17 protein-coding genes are annotated in these 17,430 nt (G+C 69.0%); 10 read left to right on the top strand and 7 right to left on the bottom strand.

Going from position 1 to position 17,430, the window contains the following annotated elements; all coding sequences use genetic code 11:
• Positions 1 to 177: 177 nt before the first annotated feature.
• Positions 178 to 1,710 (top strand): cryptochrome/photolyase family protein, encoded by a 1,533-nt coding sequence (locus tag KBY77_RS04005; protein WP_255102288.1) that lies wholly within the window; start codon positions 178 to 180, stop codon positions 1,708 to 1,710.
• Between the two features lie 98 nt (positions 1,711 to 1,808).
• Entirely contained in the window at positions 1,809 to 2,486 is a 678-nt protein-coding gene (locus KBY77_RS04000) for a peroxiredoxin-like family protein (RefSeq protein WP_255102461.1), read from the top strand.
• A 36-nt stretch (positions 2,487 to 2,522) separates the two neighbouring features.
• On the opposite strand, the gene KBY77_RS03995 is transcribed toward KBY77_RS04000, so the two are convergent.
• Together KBY77_RS03995 and KBY77_RS03990 are read right to left on the bottom strand one after the other, a co-directional pair.
• Positions 2,523 to 4,079, bottom strand: coding sequence for an FAD-binding domain-containing protein (locus tag KBY77_RS03995; RefSeq protein ID WP_255102287.1), 1,557 nt, complete (start codon positions 4,077 to 4,079; stop codon positions 2,523 to 2,525).
• Positions 4,073 to 4,468: a thiol-disulfide oxidoreductase DCC family protein gene (locus tag KBY77_RS03990; protein WP_255102286.1), complete on the bottom strand. Its 396-nt coding sequence runs from the start codon at positions 4,466 to 4,468 to the stop codon at positions 4,073 to 4,075. Before KBY77_RS03990 ends, KBY77_RS03995 begins: the two co-directional genes overlap by 7 nt.
• 155 nt (positions 4,469 to 4,623) lie before the next feature.
• Between KBY77_RS03990 and KBY77_RS03985 the strand changes: the two genes are divergently transcribed.
• Positions 4,624 to 5,679 carry an SDR family NAD(P)-dependent oxidoreductase gene (locus tag KBY77_RS03985; RefSeq protein ID WP_255102285.1) on the top strand — a complete coding sequence of 352 codons (1,056 nt, stop codon included), beginning with the start codon at positions 4,624 to 4,626 and terminating at the stop codon, positions 5,677 to 5,679.
• Here KBY77_RS03985 and KBY77_RS03980 read toward each other — a convergent pair.
• Together KBY77_RS03980 and KBY77_RS03975 are read right to left on the bottom strand one after the other, a co-directional pair.
• The gene (locus KBY77_RS03980) at positions 5,597 to 5,941 is read right to left on the bottom strand and encodes a hypothetical protein (RefSeq protein ID WP_255102284.1); all 345 of its coding nucleotides are present in this window, start codon (positions 5,939 to 5,941) and stop codon (positions 5,597 to 5,599) included. The genes KBY77_RS03985 and KBY77_RS03980 overlap by 83 nt on opposite strands.
• Positions 5,942 to 5,948: 7 nt before the next feature.
• Positions 5,949 to 8,315 (bottom strand): HAD-IC family P-type ATPase, encoded by a 2,367-nt coding sequence (locus KBY77_RS03975; protein ID WP_255102283.1) that lies wholly within the window; start codon positions 8,313 to 8,315, stop codon positions 5,949 to 5,951.
• A gap of 150 nt (positions 8,316 to 8,465) precedes the next feature.
• Here KBY77_RS03975 and KBY77_RS03970 point away from each other — a divergent pair, with 150 nt between their 5' ends.
• Genes KBY77_RS03970 through KBY77_RS03955 form a run of 4 tightly spaced genes read left to right on the top strand, consistent with a single transcriptional unit; the run spans position 8,466 to position 11,693 of the window.
• Positions 8,466 to 8,771, top strand: a complete 306-nt coding sequence (locus KBY77_RS03970; RefSeq protein ID WP_255102282.1) for a hypothetical protein — start codon at positions 8,466 to 8,468, stop codon at positions 8,769 to 8,771.
• A 46-nt stretch (positions 8,772 to 8,817) separates the two neighbouring features.
• A complete protein-coding gene (locus KBY77_RS03965) occupies positions 8,818 to 10,467 on the top strand; it encodes a PEP-utilizing enzyme (RefSeq protein ID WP_255102281.1) in 1,650 nt (549 codons plus the stop codon).
• On the top strand, positions 10,464 to 11,282 hold the full coding sequence (locus KBY77_RS03960; RefSeq protein ID WP_255102280.1) for a PEP/pyruvate-binding domain-containing protein: 819 nt from the start codon (positions 10,464 to 10,466) through the stop codon (positions 11,280 to 11,282). Before KBY77_RS03965 ends, KBY77_RS03960 begins: the two co-directional genes overlap by 4 nt.
• Positions 11,283 to 11,693 carry a cyclic nucleotide-binding domain-containing protein gene (locus tag KBY77_RS03955; RefSeq protein WP_255102279.1) on the top strand — a complete coding sequence of 137 codons (411 nt, stop codon included), beginning with the start codon at positions 11,283 to 11,285 and terminating at the stop codon, positions 11,691 to 11,693.
• Between the two features lie 9 nt (positions 11,694 to 11,702).
• Here KBY77_RS03955 and msrA read toward each other — a convergent pair whose 3' ends face one another.
• The 3 genes from msrA to KBY77_RS03940 all read right to left on the bottom strand — a co-directional run bounded on the left by msrA (position 11,703) and on the right by KBY77_RS03940 (position 14,574).
• On the bottom strand, positions 11,703 to 12,461 hold the full coding sequence (msrA, locus tag KBY77_RS03950) for a peptide-methionine (S)-S-oxide reductase MsrA (protein ID WP_255102278.1): 759 nt from the start codon (positions 12,459 to 12,461) through the stop codon (positions 11,703 to 11,705).
• Positions 12,462 to 12,485: 24 nt separating this feature from the next.
• The gene (locus tag KBY77_RS03945; protein WP_255102277.1) at positions 12,486 to 12,749 is read right to left on the bottom strand and encodes a hypothetical protein; all 264 of its coding nucleotides are present in this window, start codon (positions 12,747 to 12,749) and stop codon (positions 12,486 to 12,488) included.
• 73 nt (positions 12,750 to 12,822) lie between these two features.
• Positions 12,823 to 14,574: an ABC transporter ATP-binding protein gene (locus tag KBY77_RS03940; protein ID WP_255102276.1), complete on the bottom strand. Its 1,752-nt coding sequence runs from the start codon at positions 14,572 to 14,574 to the stop codon at positions 12,823 to 12,825.
• Positions 14,575 to 14,612: 38 nt separating this feature from the next.
• On the opposite strand from KBY77_RS03940, the gene KBY77_RS03935 reads away from it, so the two are divergent.
• From KBY77_RS03935 to carA, 3 genes are all read left to right on the top strand, one after another.
• Complete coding sequence (locus KBY77_RS03935) at positions 14,613 to 14,942, top strand: DUF3288 family protein (protein ID WP_255102275.1); 330 nt, start codon at positions 14,613 to 14,615, stop codon at positions 14,940 to 14,942.
• 165 nt (positions 14,943 to 15,107) lie between these two features.
• Positions 15,108 to 16,154, top strand: a complete 1,047-nt coding sequence (trpD, locus tag KBY77_RS03930; protein ID WP_255102274.1) for an anthranilate phosphoribosyltransferase — start codon at positions 15,108 to 15,110, stop codon at positions 16,152 to 16,154.
• A gap of 14 nt (positions 16,155 to 16,168) precedes the next feature.
• Positions 16,169 to 17,383 carry a glutamine-hydrolyzing carbamoyl-phosphate synthase small subunit gene (gene carA, locus KBY77_RS03925; protein WP_255102273.1) on the top strand — a complete coding sequence of 405 codons (1,215 nt, stop codon included), beginning with the start codon at positions 16,169 to 16,171 and terminating at the stop codon, positions 17,381 to 17,383.
• Positions 17,384 to 17,430: the final 47 nt, after the last annotated feature.

Below are 17,430 nucleotides of genomic sequence, written 5' to 3'. Positions count from 1 at the left end.
CGAGCTGCTCAAGCCCGGACGACTTAAGCCGTCCGGGCTTTCGTGTGTCTTTGCCTCTGGAATTCATCGCTCACGCCCGAAAGCTCCTGACGGAATTGCCGTGGTTCATCCCTGGCCAACGGGATTGAGCCCAGTGCCTTGCGCTGACGCTGGCACCGACGTCATGGCCATGACCCTGTGACTTTCACCCTGATCCTTGGCGACCAACTGCACCGCCAGTGGTTCACCGCCTCGCCGCTGGAACTGGCTGCCGGCAGCAAAGTGCTGATGATCGAAGACCTGGCGGTGGCGTCCGCTTACCGCTACCACCAGCTGCGCCTGCTGCACACCTTCGTGGCGATGCGCAGCTTCCGCGACGCCCTGATCGAGCGGGGTGTCTTGGTGCATTACTTCGAGCTGCCGGTCTCGGCGGCGGTGCCCTTCTGGGAGCGGCTGGCGCTTGAACTGGACGGGGCCAAGCAGCTGCGGGTGGCGGAGATCGCCGACCGGAGCTTCGCGGTGAGATTGGAGCGGTTCTGCCAGGAGCAGGCGCTGGAGCTCACGGTGCTGCCGTCACCCGCCTTCCTGGAATCTGGGGCCGAGAGCCGGGCCTGGTTCGAGGGACGGCGGCGCCCCTTCATGAAAACCTTCTACGAGCGCCAGCGGCGGCGCCTGGGGCTGCTGCTCGAAGCCGACGGCAGCCCCAGCGGCGGCCGCTGGAGCTTCGACGTGGACAACCGCCGGAAGCTGCCGAAGGGTTACAGGGAACCACCTCTGCCGGTGATGGCGGCCAGCCCCCATGAACCTGCGGTGCGGGCGCTGATCGCCAACCACTTCGCCGATCACCCCGGAGAGCTGGGGCCGCTCTGGATTCCCTTCGACCACGCCGGGGCCCAAGCCTGGCTGCAGCAGTTTCTGATCGAGCGGCTCGATGACTTCGGCCCCTACGAAGACGCGCTGAGTGTGCAGCACGGGACCCTGAATCACTCCCTGCTCTCTCCCCTGCTCAACATCGGCCTGCTCACGCCCGCCGAGGTGATCGAGGCCACGCTTCACCATGCCAAGACCCGGCAGGAGAGCGCTCAACCGCTGCCGATCGCCTCGCTGGAGGGCTTCCTGCGCCAGGTGATCGGCTGGCGCGAGTTCGTGCGCGGCATCGACCTGGTGCACGGCCAGCGCCAGGCGAGCAGCAACTTCTGGAACCATCGGCGCCGCCTGGCCCCCTGCTGGAGCGAGGGCAACACCGGCCTGCCGCCTCTGGATGCCGCGATCGAGCGGCTGAACCGCCTCGGCTACAACCACCACATCGAGCGGCTGATGGTGATCAGCAACCTGATGCTGCTCTGCGAGATCCATCCCGGCGAGGTGCACCGCTGGTTCATGGAGCGCTATCTGGATTCCTATGAGTGGGTGATGGGCCCGAACGTCTATGGCATGGGTCTGATGAGCGATGGCGGCCTCTTCGCCACCAAGCCCTACATCTGCGGCTCCAACTACATCCTGAAGATGGGCGATTTCAGGAAGGGGCCCTGGTGCGCGATCTGGGACGGTCTCTACTGGCGCTTCATCGACCGGAACCAGGAGTTCTTTCGTGCCAACCCCCGGCTCTCGATGATGGTGCGCCTGCTGGAGCGGATGGATCCCCAGCGGCGGCAGGGGTTGAACTCCGCCGCGGAGGCGTTCCTGGAGCGGGCGACGATGGTTCCAACCGTGACCGACCCCTCCCTGTGAGCGAGCCCTTGCCTGTGACCAAACCAACGGAGAGTGAGCCCCGGCCCCGGCCGGCTGCACCCGCCGCGCTGCTGGAGCGGCTGGCGGAGGTGGAGGGGATGGGGATGGGCCGCCGTCGCCTGGTGCTGCTGTTCCCCCAGCTGGGCGATTTCGACAGCATTGAATACGCCCAGGCCCTGGTGGCCGCTTGGCCGCAGCTGGAGGCCGCCGGCATCGCCGTGCTGGCGATCGGCATCGGTGATGAGGCCAGCCGTCAGCGCTTCTGCGCCTTCACAGGCTTTCCGAGCGAGCGGCTGCAGGTGGACGCCGAACCGCAGCTGCATCGGGCCCTGGGGCTCTACGAAGGCCTGCGGCAGATCGGCGGCCCCTGGCCGAACCTGCTGCTGATGTGCGCCGGGATCGGCTCCCCCGGCACCCTGACCGAGGTGCTGCGGGGCTACACGGGCGATCGCAGCGCGCCCCAGCGCATCGCCGACGACGAGACCATCCAGGCGGGGCCCCTGCCGCCGATCCAGGGTTCCTTCTTTGCCAAGGCGGGCGGCCGTGGCTTCCAGCGGCCCTTCGAGCTGGCCACGGTGCGGCTGCGCAACATGAGCGAAGTGCTGGGCCACTGGCGCACCTACGTGCCCCGCGACGACTTCCTCACCCAGCGGGGCGGCACCTTCCTGCTGGAGGCCGATGACAGGCTTCTGTACAGCTACCGGGACCGCGGCATTCTCGGATTCTCCGAAACGATGGCCAGGCCGCTCAGCTTCCTGGATCCCTTTCTGGGCTGATCCCGGCGAAGCGACGGCCGCTTCAGCTGCACAGGGTCAGGCCGAATCAGGTTCGAGCTGCAGGCTGAGCTGCAGCTGTTGATCACCGGCGGCATTGGCCGCCACTGGCCGCTGCCGCCGCCCGCCACTGGCCGCCAGGCCGGAGCGGCGGGAGCCGTGCCTGCTCTGGATCGCATCGGCCAGCTCCTTGAAGCCCTGCTCCTGACGCCGCGCCCAGATCCTCTCCCTGGCCTGGCGGGCTGCGGCGGCGGGCTCCACGATCGGCAGCGGGTAGTGCAGCCCGAGCACGCAGCCGACGCGCTGCTGGGTGACCAGCGCCATCGTCCACGGCTCATGAATGTGAACGGCCGGCACGTTGCGCAGTTCCGGCAGCCAGCGGCGGATGAAATCACCGTTGGGATCGTGCTCGAGACCCTGCTTGATCGGGTTGTAGATCCGGATCGTGTTGATGCCCGTTGTGCCCGACTGCATCTGGCACTGGCTCCAGTGGATGCCCGGTTCGTAATCGACGAACAGGCGGGCCAGGTGCAGCCCGCTCTGGCGCCACGGCAACCACAGCTGGTAGCTGGCCACCGACATCAGCATCGCCCGCATGCGGAAATTGATCCAGCCGCTGGCGATCAGGGCCCGCATGCAGGCATCCACGAACGGCAGTCCGGTACGCCCCTCGGCCCAGGCCGCCAGGCGCTCGGGGTCGCTGCTGCGCAGGCCGGCGGTGAGCGGATGGAGCTCGCGAAACTCCAGATCCGGCTGGCATTCGAGCTTCTGGATGAAATGGCAGTGCCAGTGCAGCCGCGCCTCGAAGCCCAGGGGCGCCTTGCGGAGGCGGCGGCTGCGCTGCACCACCTCCCGCATCGACAGGGTGCCCCAGCTGAGGTGGGGCGACAGGCGCGAGCAGCTCTCATAGGCCGTGAGCGGGCTGGAGAGCTCACGGTGGTAGCGAGAGCCGCGCTCGCTCAGAAAACTCTCCAGAACGGCCAGTCCCTGCTGCCGCCCCCCGAGCTGACGGCCCGGGCAGGGGTCAGGCGCCAGACCCAGCTCGGCGGCGGCGGGAATGGGACCGGGATCCAGGCCCCCCAGGCACGGCAGATCCGGCGGCGGCGGCGCCAGCGGCTCGGCCATGCGCTCCTCCCAGCGGCGCGCCCAGCCGTTGCGGCTGCGCAAGCGGCGGATCACACCGAATGGGGGAATCTGGGTCCAGGTGATGCCATGGCTCAGGGCCCACTGGGCCACCTGCCGGTCGCGGGCATAGGTCCAGCCGTTGCCGGTTTCCTGATGGCTCCAGAGCCCGGCAATGGCGAACTGGCGGCGGGCCCGCTCCAGCACTTCCAGCGCCGGCCCGATCCTCACCACCAGCGGCTGACCCAGCTCCGCCAGGGCCTGCCTGAGCTCCGCCAGGCTCTCGGCGCAGAAGGCCCACTGGCGCGCCGAGGCATCGCTCTGCTGCCACAGCTCTGGTTCCACCACCAGCAGCGGCAGCACCGGACCAAGGCGGCTGGCCTGGAGCAGCGGCTGGTGATCGGCCACCCGCAGATCCCGTTTGAACCAGACGATCTGCACCGGCTCGAGCACGGGATTGAAGCGCTTCAGCACCCCCGCAGATCGCAGAGCGCGTTGAGGTCGCCCCGGCCGGTCAGCCGCAGCCGCCAATGGGCCCAGAGCCCATAGAGCGCATCGACCAGCGGCCCGATCAACGGCCAGGCGGTGGGGGCGTAAAGCCAGCCCCAGCCCACCACCCGGTAGGCCTCCCGGAAGACGGCCACATCCTTGATCACACGGCCGTCAGCGCTGATGGCGCGGATGCGTCCCATGGCCTCCCGGTAGCTGATCCCTGCATGGGCCACCGGGTCGTAGTCGGCCGCATCGATATCGACGAAGCGGATCAGGCCCCGCCCCTGATCACGGGCCCGCAGGCTCTCCACCTCGCGCCGGCAGAGGGGGCAGGCCCCGTCGAAAAGGAGGGTGAGGGCAGGTTCAGCCATGGATCAGCGAACGGAGGATGGCACCGAACAGGGCGAAAGCAACCCCTCAATCAACGCTATCGGGATGGCACCGATCACTGAGAGCTGATCACTCCAGCAGGCTCGATCGCTGCGTGCGGCGGAGCCCGCGGCATGATCTGCATAGGGTGAAAGGCATGACGCCCAGCTCCACTCCCGCCCACACCTCCAGGCGCATCCTGCTAACCGGCGCCAGCTCCGGCATCGGCTATCAGGCTGCCCTGCAGCTGCGCCGCGCCGGCCACCAGCTCACCTTGCCGTGCCGGGATCCGGCCACGGCTGAGGCCACGCTGGCGCGACTCGAGCAAGACGAGCCTGCGGGGCCATCACCGCGCACGCCGGTCTGTGACCTGGCCGATCTGGCCAGCGTCGAGCGCTGCGCCGCCGAACTGCTCGGGCTCGGTGAACCGATCGACAGCCTCGTGCTCAACGCCGGTCTCCAGTACAGCGGCGGCTCCGAGCCGAGGCGATCGGCCCAGGGCCATGAACTCACCATCGCGGTGAACCACCTCGCCCACCAGGCCCTTGCCCAGCAGCTGCTTCCCCTGCTCGATGGCAGCCAGGCCCCTCGGCTGGTGGTCACCGCCTCGGAGGTGCATGACCCCGCCGCAGCCGGTGGCCGGGTCGGCCAGCCAGCTGGCCTGGGCGATCTGGCCGGCCTCAGGGCTGGCTCGGGCTTCGAGATGGTGGCTGGCGGCCTGCCGTTTGATGCGGACAAGGCCTACAAGGACAGCAAGCTCTGCAACCTCCTGTTCGCGCGCGAACTGGAGCGGCGCCTGCGGGGGCGCGGCACACCGATGCCGGTGCTTGCCTGGAGCCCGGGCCTGGTGATCCCGCCAGGGAGCGGCGGCTTTTTCCGCTACAGCCGCCGCCATAACGAATGGGGCCAACGCCTGTTTGCCCTGGTGGCCCGTGACCTGCTGCGCATCACCGCAACGGTTGAGCTCGCCGGAGGGCTGCTGGCAGAGCTCGCCAGCGCTGATGTCCACAGCAGCCCAGGCTTCAGCTACCGCAGCAACCGGGTGGTGGGTCTGGGCCGCCTGCGCTTCGAGTTGACCGAACCAAGCGCTGAAGCCCTAGATGACAGCCTGGCCGAGGCACTCTGGGAGATCAGCGCCGAGCTGGTGGGTCAGAGCGCCGAACTGCCTTCGCCAGCTGACGGGGCCAGTCAGCGGGTCGATCACCGGCCTTGAGCCTCAGGCTGGCCATCGAGCCGGCCAGCGGCCAACCACCTCGGGCCAGCACCCCGGCCAGATGGGCCAGAACCGCCATCGCCATCACGCCCCAGGCGATCAGATGGAGGCTGTAGACGAGCTGGCTCAGGTTTCCCTGCCGCAACCAGTCCTCCTGCATCAGCTTGCCGGTGCCGATCGCCATGGCCAGCGGCAGCAGCACGCCGGCGGCGGTGGTTCCATGCAGCAGCCGCAGCAGGGAGGGTTGGTAGGGACGGGCCATGGCCGGTTCAAGGCGAATGCTCAGCGGCTGGATGGGGGGCCAGCTGCCAGGCCAGCAGCAGGGCGATCACCGTGATGGCCAACAGTATGAGGATCTGGGCCGGCAGCAGGGGCGCCAGGTTCAGCAGCTGCTGAAGGCTCGGGAGAGCCAGCACCAACAGCCACAGGCCGATGCCGATGCAGGGACCGACGGCGGTGATCGCTTCACTGGGATCACCGTTGAGCCACACCAGACCCCCACCGGCGAGCAGCAGCAGCGAGAACACCAGGCTGCGGCGTGATTCGGCGTCGGTGTCGGGCCAGAAGGCCAGCACCAGGGCGGCCACCACCAGCACCGTTCCCTGGCTGAGGGCCCGGTGCCAGATCTCAGGACCGAACAGGGGCGCCTCCGGCGGGCGGGGCGGTTGCCGCATCAGGCCCGGAGCGGGCGGCAGCGCCTCGAACACCACCGTGCAGGCCGGATCGATCACCAGATGCAGCAGGGCGATGTGCACCGGCAGCAGGATCAGCGCCTGGCCACTGAGCAGCGGCACAAGGCCCAGGGCTGCGATCGGCAGGTGAATGGCGAGGGTGTAGCCGAGGGCCCGGTGCAGGTTGGCGTCGACGCGGCGGCCCAGTTCCAGGGCCCCAACCAGATCGCTGAAGTCGTCGCCCAGCAGCACCAGATCGGCGGATTCACGCGCTACGGCGGTGCCGCGTTTGCCCATCGCCACGCCGATGTCGGCGGCCTTGAGGGCCGAAGCGTCATTGACGCCATCGCCGGTCATCGCCACCACCTCACCGGCAGCCTGCAGGGCGCGCACCAGCTGCAGCTTCTGCTGGGGCATCACCCGGGCAAACACCGACACCTCGCGGATGGAGGCAGCCAGCGCCTGCGGTGAAAGGGCTTCCAGTTCCTGACCACTCAGCACCGGACCCCGCGGCAAGCCAGCCTGATCGGCGATCGAGCGGGCCGTCACGGGGCTGTCTCCCGTGATCATCACCACGCGAACGCCGGCACTCCGCGCGGTGGCGATCGCCGCCGGCACATCCGAGCGCAGCGGGTCCGCCAGAGCCAGAAACCCCACCGGCTCGAACAGGTAGCCATGCGCATCGTCTGGCAGAGCACCGCTGCTCGCCAACGGCTGCCCGTCGTGCACCGGCGCGCCATCGAGCCCTCGTGCCACCGCCAGCACCCGCAGCCCCCTGGCGGCGAGTGCATCGGCAGCGGCCAGCAGTGCGGAGCTCTGCCCACCATCGAGGTGGCAGAGATCGGCGATCGCCTCGGGTGCCCCCTTGGCCGCCAGCTGCAGGCAGCCCTTGCCGTCCCGCCACAGGCGGGAGAACACCAGCAGATCACTCTGCAGCGGGTATTCGCGCTCTAGGGGCCAGTCGGGATGGAGGTGTTCGGTGCCGCCGAGATGGTAGGCAGCCAGGCGCTGGATCGCCAGTTCCATCGCATCCACAGGATCGCCGCGGCTGGCCAGCACCGCCAGTTCCACCAGACCGTGAAAGGGTTCCTCCAGGGTCTCCCCGGCACTCCAGCCCTCCAGCCCTGGCCAGGTAAGAAGTTGCTGCACCCCCATCCGGTTCTCGGTGAGGGTGCCGGTCTTGTCGACGGCGAGCACCGTGGCGCTGCCGAGGCTCTCCACCGCCGCCGGCCAGCGGGCCAGCACCCCGATCCGGGCCAGGCGCAGGGCGCCGAGGGCCAGGAACAGAGCCAGCACCACGGGAATTTCGTTGGGCAGCACCGCCAGGGCCAGGGCCAGGGCTGCGAGCAGGGCCTGGGGCCAGTCGCCGCTGATCGCTCCCTGGATCACCGCCAGGGCCGCGCAGAGCCCCAGCGCCAGAACCGTGAGGCGCCCGGTGAGGCGACGGGTCTGGCGCTGCAGACGGGTCGGCGGCGGTTGCACCGTGGCCAGGCTGCTGCCGAGCCGGCCCAGTTCGGTGGCATCGGCCACGGCCGTCACCTCCGCCCAGCCGCGGCCGCCCGCCACCAGTGAACCCGCCAGGATCCGCTCACCGGGAATGGAGCGGGCGACCGGCAGGGATTCACCCGTCAGCAGGGACTCATCCAGCCACAACCCCACCCCCTCGGTGAGCTCGGCATCGGCTGCCACCCGATCGCCTTCCTCAAGGCGGAGCAGATCACCCAGACGCACCTGCTCGACCGGCAGCTCGAGCGTCCTGCCAGCCCGGAGCACCCGGGCGCGGGGCGCCGAAAGCCTGGCCAGTTCAGCCAGGGCGCGGCTGCTGCGTTGCTGCTGGACGGCATCGAGCAGGCTGATGCCCAGCACGAACACCAGCAGGATGCCGGCGTCGACCCATTCCCCGATCAGGGCGTAGATCAGGGCGCAGGCCAGCAGCAGCAGGTTGCTTGGCTCCAGCCAGCTCATTCGGACTCCAGATCTGGCTTCGTTCTGAAAGCATGTTGCGTGAGCATCACCACATAGCTGCTGGCTCTGGCTGTGGAAGCCGGAGGTCGGCTGCTGGCCCGCTTCTGGCGGTGACAGCTGCTGGCTGCAGCACGGCGTGGCGTCTTTCTCATGACGAGATTGATCCGGCTGAGCTTCGGGGTGGTGCTGATCGTCCGCCTGCTGAACAGCAAAAAGGGAGGAAGTAGCGCCCTGACTCTCCTGCAGGCCATGGCCCAGGTGCCGGGACGCATTCTCCAACTGCTGGTGTCCGGACTGTCTACCGATTCCTCGGGCAGCGGCACCGGCGGAGCTCTGGCACCTGCTCTGGGATCTGCCGGGAGAGGGAACAGCTGTGGGTGCGCCCGGAACTCAAGCTCAACGTGGGGCTACCAACCGACCGTGGCTCATGCTGGCGTCACCGGCATGAAGGGTTGATGACTGGGTGAAACTGATGCCTTCGCCTGATCCAACCGGTTCACCGATGTCTCCAGCACACGCCAGAGAGCTTGTCTTCTCGCTGCCGGGGGAAGGGTTCTGGGAACTCGACCCCGTTCATTTCCCCCGCCCCGTGAGCCGCTACTGGAGGGAGATCCATCCGGCCGCATTCCGCAGCGGCACCGCCGACTTCGCCAGCGCCTACGGCCTGCTGTTCGAGGCTCTGGAGATGGCCTATGTGCATGGCTTCGCCTACCGGAGGGTGACCCCCCTGGCCGAAGCCGAGCTGCCAGGACGTTTCCGGCGCGCCGAGGAGGTGTTCGGAGAGAAGTTCTGGCGCCAGCAGCTGGAGGAGTGGAACGACACCGTGAAGCCGGCGGCGATCGCGGCCCACCGACAGATCCAGACGGTGGACCCGGACGCGCTCAGCGACGACGACCTCGCCGGGTACCTGCAGCGCTGCCGCGACCACCACGCCGCGATGCTGGCCCAGCACATGCGCTACACAGCGGCAGCCATCGTTCCCACCGGCGACTTCCTGGCCCACGCCGGAGCCTGGACCGGACTGCCCGCCGGGGAACTGCTCGGACTGATGCGTGGCAGCTCGCCAGTGTCGGCCGGGGCGTCCGATGAGCTGGCCGAGCTGATCGCCGCGCTGCAACTGGATCCCCCGGCCCGCGAAGCCCTCGAGTCCACGGACGATCCCACCGCCACCATGGCGGCACTGCGGACGCGCGATGGGCGTACGGGCCTCGCGATGGCGGCCTATCTGGATCTGGTGGGCAATCGCCTGCTCGATGGCTTCGACATCACCAACCCCCGTGCTCTGGAGTTGCCCGACGTGCTGCTGCGGGCCATCCGCGCCGCCCTGACGGCCGCTGCCTCCCCGTCCACCCGCACCGATCGCAGCGCCGAGGTGCGCGCCCTGGTGCCTGAAGCCCACCGCGACGCATTCGATGCGCTGCTGGCCGAGGCTCGCCTCACCTATCCGATCCGGGATGAACGGGGCGTGTTCAGCGACATCTGGGCGTCGGGACTGATGCGCCGGGCCGCCCAGGCGGCCGGACGCCGCCTGGCGGAAAGGGGGCTGCTGCACGATCCGGGCCATATCGTGGATGCCGGTTTCACCGAGATGCTTGCCCTCCTGGGAGCGCCTTCAGCCGAGGGCGACGGCGCTCCGTCGGCTGATGACCTGGCGGAGCGCGCTGCCTATCGCGGGGCCCACGACGCGCACGATGCTCCCCCCAGCCTGGGGCCCACGCCACCGCCACCGCCGGATCCCTCCACCCTGCCACCGGCCGCCGCACGGATGATGCAGGCCAGCGGCCTGGCGCTGCAGGCCTTGTTCGGAAGTTCCGAGGCCAGCCACGAGCAGCACCTGCTACGGGGCCTGGCTGCCAGTCCCGGCATCTACGAGGGCCCGGTCCGGCGGGTGTCGCACCCCTCGGAGTTCGATCGGATCCAGAAGGGTGACGTGCTTGTGACCCAATCCACCACGGAGGCCTTCAACATCCTGCTGCCCCTGCTCGGCGGGATCGTGACCGACAGGGGCGGACTGCTGTCCCACTCGGCGATCGTGGCACGGGAGTACGGAATCCCCGGGGTGGTCGGAACCCGCGAAGCCAGCCGGCGCCTCAACGATGGCCAGCGGGTGCGGGTCGACGGCACGGCCGGCGAGGTCACGGTCCTGCCATGAACGGAGTCGTCGCGCTCGAGCAGGCCAGCGAGCTGGCCGCCTTCGGTGCCAAGGCCGTGAGCCTGGGTCAGGCCCTGCGGGATGGCCTGCCGGTGCCCCCGGGCTTCGCCCTCTCCGGAGCGTTCGTGGATGCGGTGGCCGCCGCCGATGACACCGCCATCGCCACACTGGTGCGGGACCTGGCGCCGTTGACCGGTCCGCTGGCGGTGCGCTCCTCCGCCATCGACGAGGACGGAGCCTCCGCCAGTTTTGCCGGCCAGCACCAGACCCTGCTCAATGTGCCCTCAGTGGGCGAGCTGGTGGAGGCTCTGCGCGAGATCTGGTGGTCGGCGAATTCCGACGCCGCCATCACATACCGCAAGAAGGTGGGGCTGTTCTCCCGCCCGAGCGTGGGGGTGGTGGTGCAGAAGCTGCTGGCCCCCGACACGGCCGGTGTGCTGTTCACACGCAATCCCATCAGCGGTGCCGATGAACGGGTGATCGAGGCGAGCTGGGGTCTGGGGGAAGCGGTGGTGGCCGGCCTGGTGATTCCCGACCACGTCTGCCTGAGCCGTCAGGGCCAGGTGCGCGAGCGCCGAGCGGGATACAAGACAGTGGCGATCCGTCCCGTCGCCGGCGGCGGCACCGTGGAGGTGGAACTTCCTCCCGAGCTGGTGGAGCGCTTCTGCCTTGAGGACAGCCAGCTGGAGGCCCTCAGCCGCCTGGCCGGCCTCTGCGAGCAGGTGTTCGGGCCCGGACGCGATCTGGAGTGGGCCTTCGAGCGCGGCACGCTCCATCTGCTTCAGTGCCGTGCGATCACCACAGCCGGATCCTGAATGCGCGGTGCCCCGATCGATGTGCTCAAGCGCGTCCCCCTGTTCCACGACCTCGACCAAGGCGAGATCGGCCAGATCGCCCTGCTGTTCAAGGAACGGGATTTCGAGGCCGGGGAAACGATCATCCAGGAGGGCTCGGGCGGCGCAGCCTTCTACGTGATCGAGGCGGGCGAGGCCAGCGTCACGATTCGGGGCAAACCCCATTCGGTCCTGCGGCAGGGGGATTACTTCGGTGAAATCGCCCTGATCGACGAGGGCCCGCGCATGGCGACCATCACCGCCGCCAGCCGCCTCGATTGCTGGGGGCTCACTTACTGGGACTTCAGGCCGCTCGTGGAAGCCAACGGCGTGATCGGCTGGAAGCTGCTGCAGCGGATGGCGATGATGCTGCGCGACGCCAGGGGGGGGTGATTCCTTAGCTCAGACCAGGATCGGTTCGTTGGAGCTGCGCAGCACGCAGTGCTGAATGCTCCAGTCGTACTGCGCCCAGACCGTTTCGGGCAACAGGAAGCTGGCACCAGGGAAGGGGGTGAGGCGCACACCACTGGGGCGGGCGGAGCAGTAAGGACGGCAGCCGGGGCGGGCCAGGTACTGCTGGTGGTGGGTTTCGGCGAAGTAGAAGGGTTTGCCGGCCAGCAGTTCGGTGGTGATCGCCGGGAAGCCGGCGGCGCTGAGCTGCTGCTGGTAGTGATCGCGGCTGGCGCGGGCCAGCTCGGCCTGGGCCTCGGTGCTGGTCACGATCGCCGAGCGGTACTGGCTGCCGCTGTCGTTCCCCTGGGCCATGCCCTGGGTTGGGTCGTGACATTCCCAGAACAGCTTGAGCAGATCGGCGAAGCCCACCTGATCGGTGTCCCACACCACCCGCACCGCTTCGGTATGGCCGGTCCGGCCGGAGCAGACCTCCTCATAGGTGGGATTGGGGGTGTGGCCGCCGCAGTAGCCCACGGCTGTGGTGATCACACCGGGCAGTCGCCAGAAGCCCTTTTCCGCCCCCCAGAAGCAACCGCAGCCGAAAAAGGCCTCCTCCTGGCCGGGCTGCAGCGGCGCCTGCAGGGGGGTTCCCAGGACTACGTGCGTGCGGGCCGTGGGGATCGGGGTGTCGCGCCCCGGCAGGGCCTCATCAGCCGAAACGATTCGGCCCTTGGCCCCGCCGAGGGCCTGGTTGAAGAGTCCGAACATTGCCGCTTGATCAAGACTCAGAGCCTAAGCAGCGCGATCCGTGGCCGGTGAAGGATCGAGGGCGATGTGGTTGAGCAGGGTGGTGGTGAAAGCGAACAGCAGGAAGGGCAGAGAGAGCACCAGGATCACGCCCACCCCCACCAGGGCGAAGATCGGCTTGCTGGAGCCCATCAGAGCCAGCCCCGCCGCCAGACTCACGAAAATCACCAGCATCCAGACCAGCACCTGGCCGTAGATGTCGCCGAAGGTGAGCGTGCAGCGCAGGTTGTAGCCCTTGGGGTTCTCCATCGTCCTCGCGGGATCTGCCTCAGCTAAGCCCCTCCCCGTGAGCTTGTCTGTGCTGTTCAACAACTCGTGCGAATCAGACCACCTGCTGCAGCCTCTCCTCCGCCTGCTCCCGCTCCCACAGGCGCCGGTAAGTGCCGGGGATCGCCACCAGCTCCTGGTGATGGCCCTGCTGCACCAGACGGCCGTCCTCCATCACCAGCACCCGGTCACAGGCGGCGGCGGCTGAGAGCTGGTGGCTGATCATCAGAATCGTGCGCCCTTTTTCTGCACGGATCGAATCAAGAATCGCTGCGGCCGTGTTGTTATCGACGCTGGCCAGGGCGTCGTCAAGCACCAGCAGGGGAGCTGAGACCAGCAGGGCCCGGCCAAGAGCCGCCCGCTGGCGTTGACCGCCGCTGAGGGTGATGCCCCGCTCCCCCACCAGGGTCTGGTAGCCATCGGGGAACCCGCGGATGTCGCCGGCGAGGCGGGCCTGCTGGGCGGCCGCCTCCACCCGGGCGTCGTCGGCCTCCGGGTCGCCGTAGCGCAGGTTGTCGGCCAGGGTGGCGGTGAACAGATAGCCCTCCTGGGGCACCAGAGCCACCTGGCGGCGGAGGTCATCGAGGCTGAGGGCCGTGACATCGACCCCATCGAGGAACAGCTGCCCCTCGGGCACCTCCACCATCCGCCCCAGGGCCCGGGCCAGGGTGGTCTTGCCGCAGCCCACCGGGCCCACCAGCGCCACCAGTTCTCCTGGCCGCAACTGGAAACTCACCTCCTTGATGGCATCGCGCTGGGCGCCGTCGTAGCGCACGCTCAGCCCCCGGGCCTCCACCGCCCCGCGGCCGACCCTGGCCGGCGCCTGGGGCACGGGCGGCGAAACCACCCGCGGCTGCCGCGCCAGCAGCTCCTCCACCCGCTCCAGGCTCACCTGGCCGGTCTGGAAGGTGTTGAGAGTGAAGCCCAGCAGGGCGGTTGGGAACACCAGCCGCTCCACGAACAGGATCAGGGCCACCAGATTGCCGATGCTGAGCCGACCGCTCTCGAGCTGGCCGCTGCCGAGGGCCAGCAACAGCAGCAGGCTGATCGAGGAAATGCCCTCCAGCAGCGGGAAGAGCGTGCTGCGGGTCCGGGCCAGGGACAACGCCGCATCGCGGTAGAGGTCGTTGCGGCGGGAGAAGGCCCCCTGCTCGTGGTCCTCCTGCCCATAGATCTTGATGGCGCTGATGCCGGAGAGGTCTTCCTGGATCAGGTCGCTGAGGCTGCCGAGCGCCTCCTGCTGGCGCCTCTGCTGACGCATCATCCGGCCGCCGAACAGGCGCACCACCATCAGCATCACCGGATAGAGCCCAACCGCCGCCAGGGTGAGCAAAGGGTCGATCGCCAGCATCGCCGGCAGGGTGAGGGCATAGGCCAGAGCCGTGTTGGAGAGGCTGAGCACGGCGAAGCCCAGCAGCCGGCGCACGTTCTCCACATCGCTGGTGGCGCGGCTGATCACTTCACCGCTGCCGGTGGCCTGAACCCAGCCCGGCTCCTGGCGCAGCATGTGATCGAACAGGCGCTGGCGCAGGTTGGCCTCCACCTGCCGGCCGACGCCGAAAACCAGCATGCGCGAGGTCTGGCGGGCGGCCGCCATCACGCTGGCGAGCAGCACGATCAGCCCTGCCTGACGCAGCACCATCGAGGCGGCGAAACCGTCCTGGAGGTCGTCGATGACGCCTCTGACAAGCAGCGGAATACTGACGCTCAGCAGGTTCACCACCACCAGGGCGATGACACCGAAGTAGACCTCGCGCCGGTGGGGGCGGAGGTAGCGCCAGATCAGGCCCAGACGAATGGCGGCCATGATGCGGAGCAGATGGACCCAACCTAAGGATTTGCCTCATGGCCCCGTCCGACGGCTCCGCCGCCCGCTCCCAGGCCCATCCCCTCTATGCCACCGACCGTGAGCTGGTGGACGGCCTGCTGGCGGCCCAGCAGCCCAGCGACGGCCAGCTGACGGATCTGGCCAGGCTGCTGAACCGATACGACGGCTTTCCCGGCGCCGATGACCTGCAGGAGGATCTCAGCAAGACCCTGCGTCTCTGGGGCCTGAGCCTGGAGGAGCTGCATCAGCGCACTCGCGCCATCTGGGCGAAGGGCTACAGGCCTGGAGCCGTGGTGGGTGCCGAGGCGGTGGGCAGTGGCTTCGACACCGCCTCGACCGAGGGGTAACGAACGGTGAGCAAGGGCCCGGTCAGTGCCGTGGCTGGCCGCAACCGAGCGGCGCAGGGGGAGATAGTGGAGATTCCCCATCACCCGGCCCGGCGTGCCTCGCACCCGGGCTTTTTTCTGACCGGGCCTCCCTAACCGCGCCTCTTTTACCTCCCTCTCGCACCGATGGCTGCTCCCTCCCCCTGGCCCACCCTGCTGGAGCAGCTGCTGCAGGGCCAGGCGCTCTCGGAGCCGCAGGCCACGGCCTTGATGCAGGGCTGGTTGTCGGGGAGCCTGGAACCCGAACTCACCGGTGCCCTGCTGGCGGCGCTGCGCTGCAAGGGGCTGAGCGGCGAGGAACTGGCGGCGATGGCACGGGTGCTGCGGGAGGCCGCCTGCCTGCCCGGCGAGCGCCCGCCCCTGAAGCTGGTCGACACCTGCGGCACCGGCGGCGACGGGGCCGACACCTTCAATATCTCCACGGCCGTGGCGTTCGTAGCGGCTGCCTGTGGCGCGACGGTGGCCAAGCATGGCAACCGCAGTGCCAGCGGCAAGGTGGGCTCGGCCGATGTGCTCGAAGCGATCGGCCTCAATCTCAAGGCCGATCCCCATACGGTGGTGGCCGCCCTGCCCAGCAGCGGGGTCACCTTCCTGTTTGCCCCTGGCTGGCATCCGGCGCTGGTGGAACTTGCCCCCGTGCGCCGGCGCCTGGGAGTGCGCACCGTCTTCAACCTGCTCGGCCCGCTGGTGAATCCCATGCGGCCGGAAGCGCAGGTGCTGGGGGTGGCCAAAGCGGAGTTGCTGGAGCCGATGGCCGATGCCCTCGCGCGGCTGGGGCTGGAGCGAGCGGTGGTGGTGCATGGCCACGGCGGCCTGGATGAGGCCTCCCTGGCGGGGGTCAATCAGCTGCGGCTGGTGGAGGGGGGCACGGTGCGTGCCCTGGAGGTCGACCCCCAGGAGCTGGGCCTGGAGCTGGCCCCGCTCTCGGCACTGGCCGGCGGAGATCTCGAGACCAACCGCCGCATCCTCGAAGCCGTGCTGCGCGGCCAGGGCAGCGCCCCCCAACGTGAGGTGGTGGCCCTGAACACGGCCCTGGTGCTCTGGGCTGCCGGGCTGGCCGACTCAGTGCCGGAGGGGCTGGAGCAGGCCCTCGTGGCCCTCAGCGGCGAGGCCCCCTGGCAACGGCTCGAGCAGCTCAGAGCGGCCCTGCAGGGGCCGTCTTCAGACAGCTGAGCGCCGCCTGGGAGATGATCGATTCACCTGAGCATTCCCCCTTGAGCGCTGCAGCCCCGGCTTCGGCCAGCACCACCGACCCTGCCGGCGCCAGCCCGGCTGCCAACGAGGCCGTGCTGGTGCTGGCCGATGGCACCCTGCTGCGGGGCACGGCCTTCGGGGCGCGGGGCACCGCCATCGGCGAAGTGGTGTTCAACACCGGCATGACGGGGTATCAGGAGGTGATGACCGATCCCAGCTACTCCGGTCAGCTGGTGACTTTCACCTACCCGGAACTGGGCAACACCGGCGTCAACCCGGAGGATCAGGAGGCCGATGCCCCCCACGTGCGCGGCGTGATCGCCCGCCAGCTGGCGCCCACCCCCAGCAGCTGGCGCAGCCGGGGTGACCTGCCCAGCTGGCTCGCCTCCCACGGGGTGGTGGGCATCGCCGGGGTGGACACCCGCGCCCTGGTGCGCCACCTGCGTGAGCGGGGTGCCATGAACGGCGTGATCTGCAGCGATGGCACCTCTGCCCGCGAGCTGCTGGAGCTGGTGCGGCGCAGCCCCTCGATGGAGGGACTCAACCTGGCTGCGCAGGTGAGCACCCCCAGCGCCTACCCCTGGCAGCAACTCTGCGCCACCGGTTTCGATCAGCGCCTGCAACCCTCGCCGGAGAAGCCCTATCAGGTGGTGGCCATCGATTTCGGCATCAAACGGGCCATCCTCGAGCGGCTCACGGCCCATGGCTGCGCGGTCACGGTGCTTCCAGCCAGCGCCAGCCTCTGCGAAGTACTGGCGCTGGAGCCGGAGGGGGTGTTCCTCTCCAATGGCCCTGGCGATCCGGCGGCGGTGGCGGAAGGCATCGCCCTGGCCAGGGATCTGCTCGGGCACGCCGATCTGCCGGTGTTCGGCATCTGCCTGGGCCACCAGATTCTGGGCCTGGCCCTGGGCGGGCGCACCTTCAAGCTCGCCTACGGACACCGCGGCCTGAACCATCCCTGTGGCGGCGATGGCCTGGTGGAGATCACCAGCCAGAACCACGGCTTCGCGCTCGATGCCAGCTCCCTGCCCCAGGACCTGGTGGAGATCACCCACCACAACCTCAACGACCGCACCGTGGCGGCCCTGCGCCATCGCCATCAGCCGGTATTCGGAGTGCAGTACCACCCCGAGGCCAGCCCCGGCCCCCACGACGCGGATCACCACTTCGGCCGGTTCGTGCGCCTGATGGCCGAGCGGCGCCCCTGAACTCAGGGCCCAGGTGTTGAAGCTCCCATCACTGCTTACACTTCAGC

This window comes from Synechococcus sp. Cruz-7E5, assembly GCF_024345995.1.
GTDB lineage: Bacteria > Cyanobacteriota > Cyanobacteriia > PCC-6307 > Cyanobiaceae > Regnicoccus_A.
The sequence above is the reverse complement of the archived record's forward strand: the minus strand, read 5'-3'. Positions and strand labels throughout refer to the sequence as shown.

Coding starts and splice junctions, on each gene's coding strand:
- msrA (WP_255102278.1), bottom strand. CDS start 12,461: ATGTTCGGACTCTTCAACCAGGCCCTCGGCGGGGCCAAGGGCCGAATC.
- KBY77_RS03975 (WP_255102283.1), bottom strand. CDS start 8,315: ATGAGCTGGCTGGAGCCAAGCAACCTGCTGCTGCTGGCCTGCGCCCTG.
- trpD (WP_255102274.1), top strand. CDS start 15,108: ATGGCTGCTCCCTCCCCCTGGCCCACCCTGCTGGAGCAGCTGCTGCAG.
- KBY77_RS03970 (WP_255102282.1), top strand. CDS start 8,466: ATGACGAGATTGATCCGGCTGAGCTTCGGGGTGGTGCTGATCGTCCGC.
- KBY77_RS04000 (WP_255102461.1), top strand. CDS start 1,809: ATGGGGATGGGCCGCCGTCGCCTGGTGCTGCTGTTCCCCCAGCTGGGC.
- KBY77_RS03955 (WP_255102279.1), top strand. CDS start 11,283: ATGCGCGGTGCCCCGATCGATGTGCTCAAGCGCGTCCCCCTGTTCCAC.
- KBY77_RS03990 (WP_255102286.1), bottom strand. CDS start 4,468: ATGGCTGAACCTGCCCTCACCCTCCTTTTCGACGGGGCCTGCCCCCTC.
- carA (WP_255102273.1), top strand. CDS start 16,169: ATGATCGATTCACCTGAGCATTCCCCCTTGAGCGCTGCAGCCCCGGCT.
- KBY77_RS03965 (WP_255102281.1), top strand. CDS start 8,818: ATGTCTCCAGCACACGCCAGAGAGCTTGTCTTCTCGCTGCCGGGGGAA.
- KBY77_RS03940 (WP_255102276.1), bottom strand. CDS start 14,574: ATGGCCGCCATTCGTCTGGGCCTGATCTGGCGCTACCTCCGCCCCCAC.
- KBY77_RS03980 (WP_255102284.1), bottom strand. CDS start 5,941: ATGGCCCGTCCCTACCAACCCTCCCTGCTGCGGCTGCTGCATGGAACC.
- KBY77_RS03945 (WP_255102277.1), bottom strand. CDS start 12,749: ATGGAGAACCCCAAGGGCTACAACCTGCGCTGCACGCTCACCTTCGGC.
- KBY77_RS03935 (WP_255102275.1), top strand. CDS start 14,613: ATGGCCCCGTCCGACGGCTCCGCCGCCCGCTCCCAGGCCCATCCCCTC.
- KBY77_RS03960 (WP_255102280.1), top strand. CDS start 10,464: ATGAACGGAGTCGTCGCGCTCGAGCAGGCCAGCGAGCTGGCCGCCTTC.
- KBY77_RS03985 (WP_255102285.1), top strand. CDS start 4,624: ATGACGCCCAGCTCCACTCCCGCCCACACCTCCAGGCGCATCCTGCTA.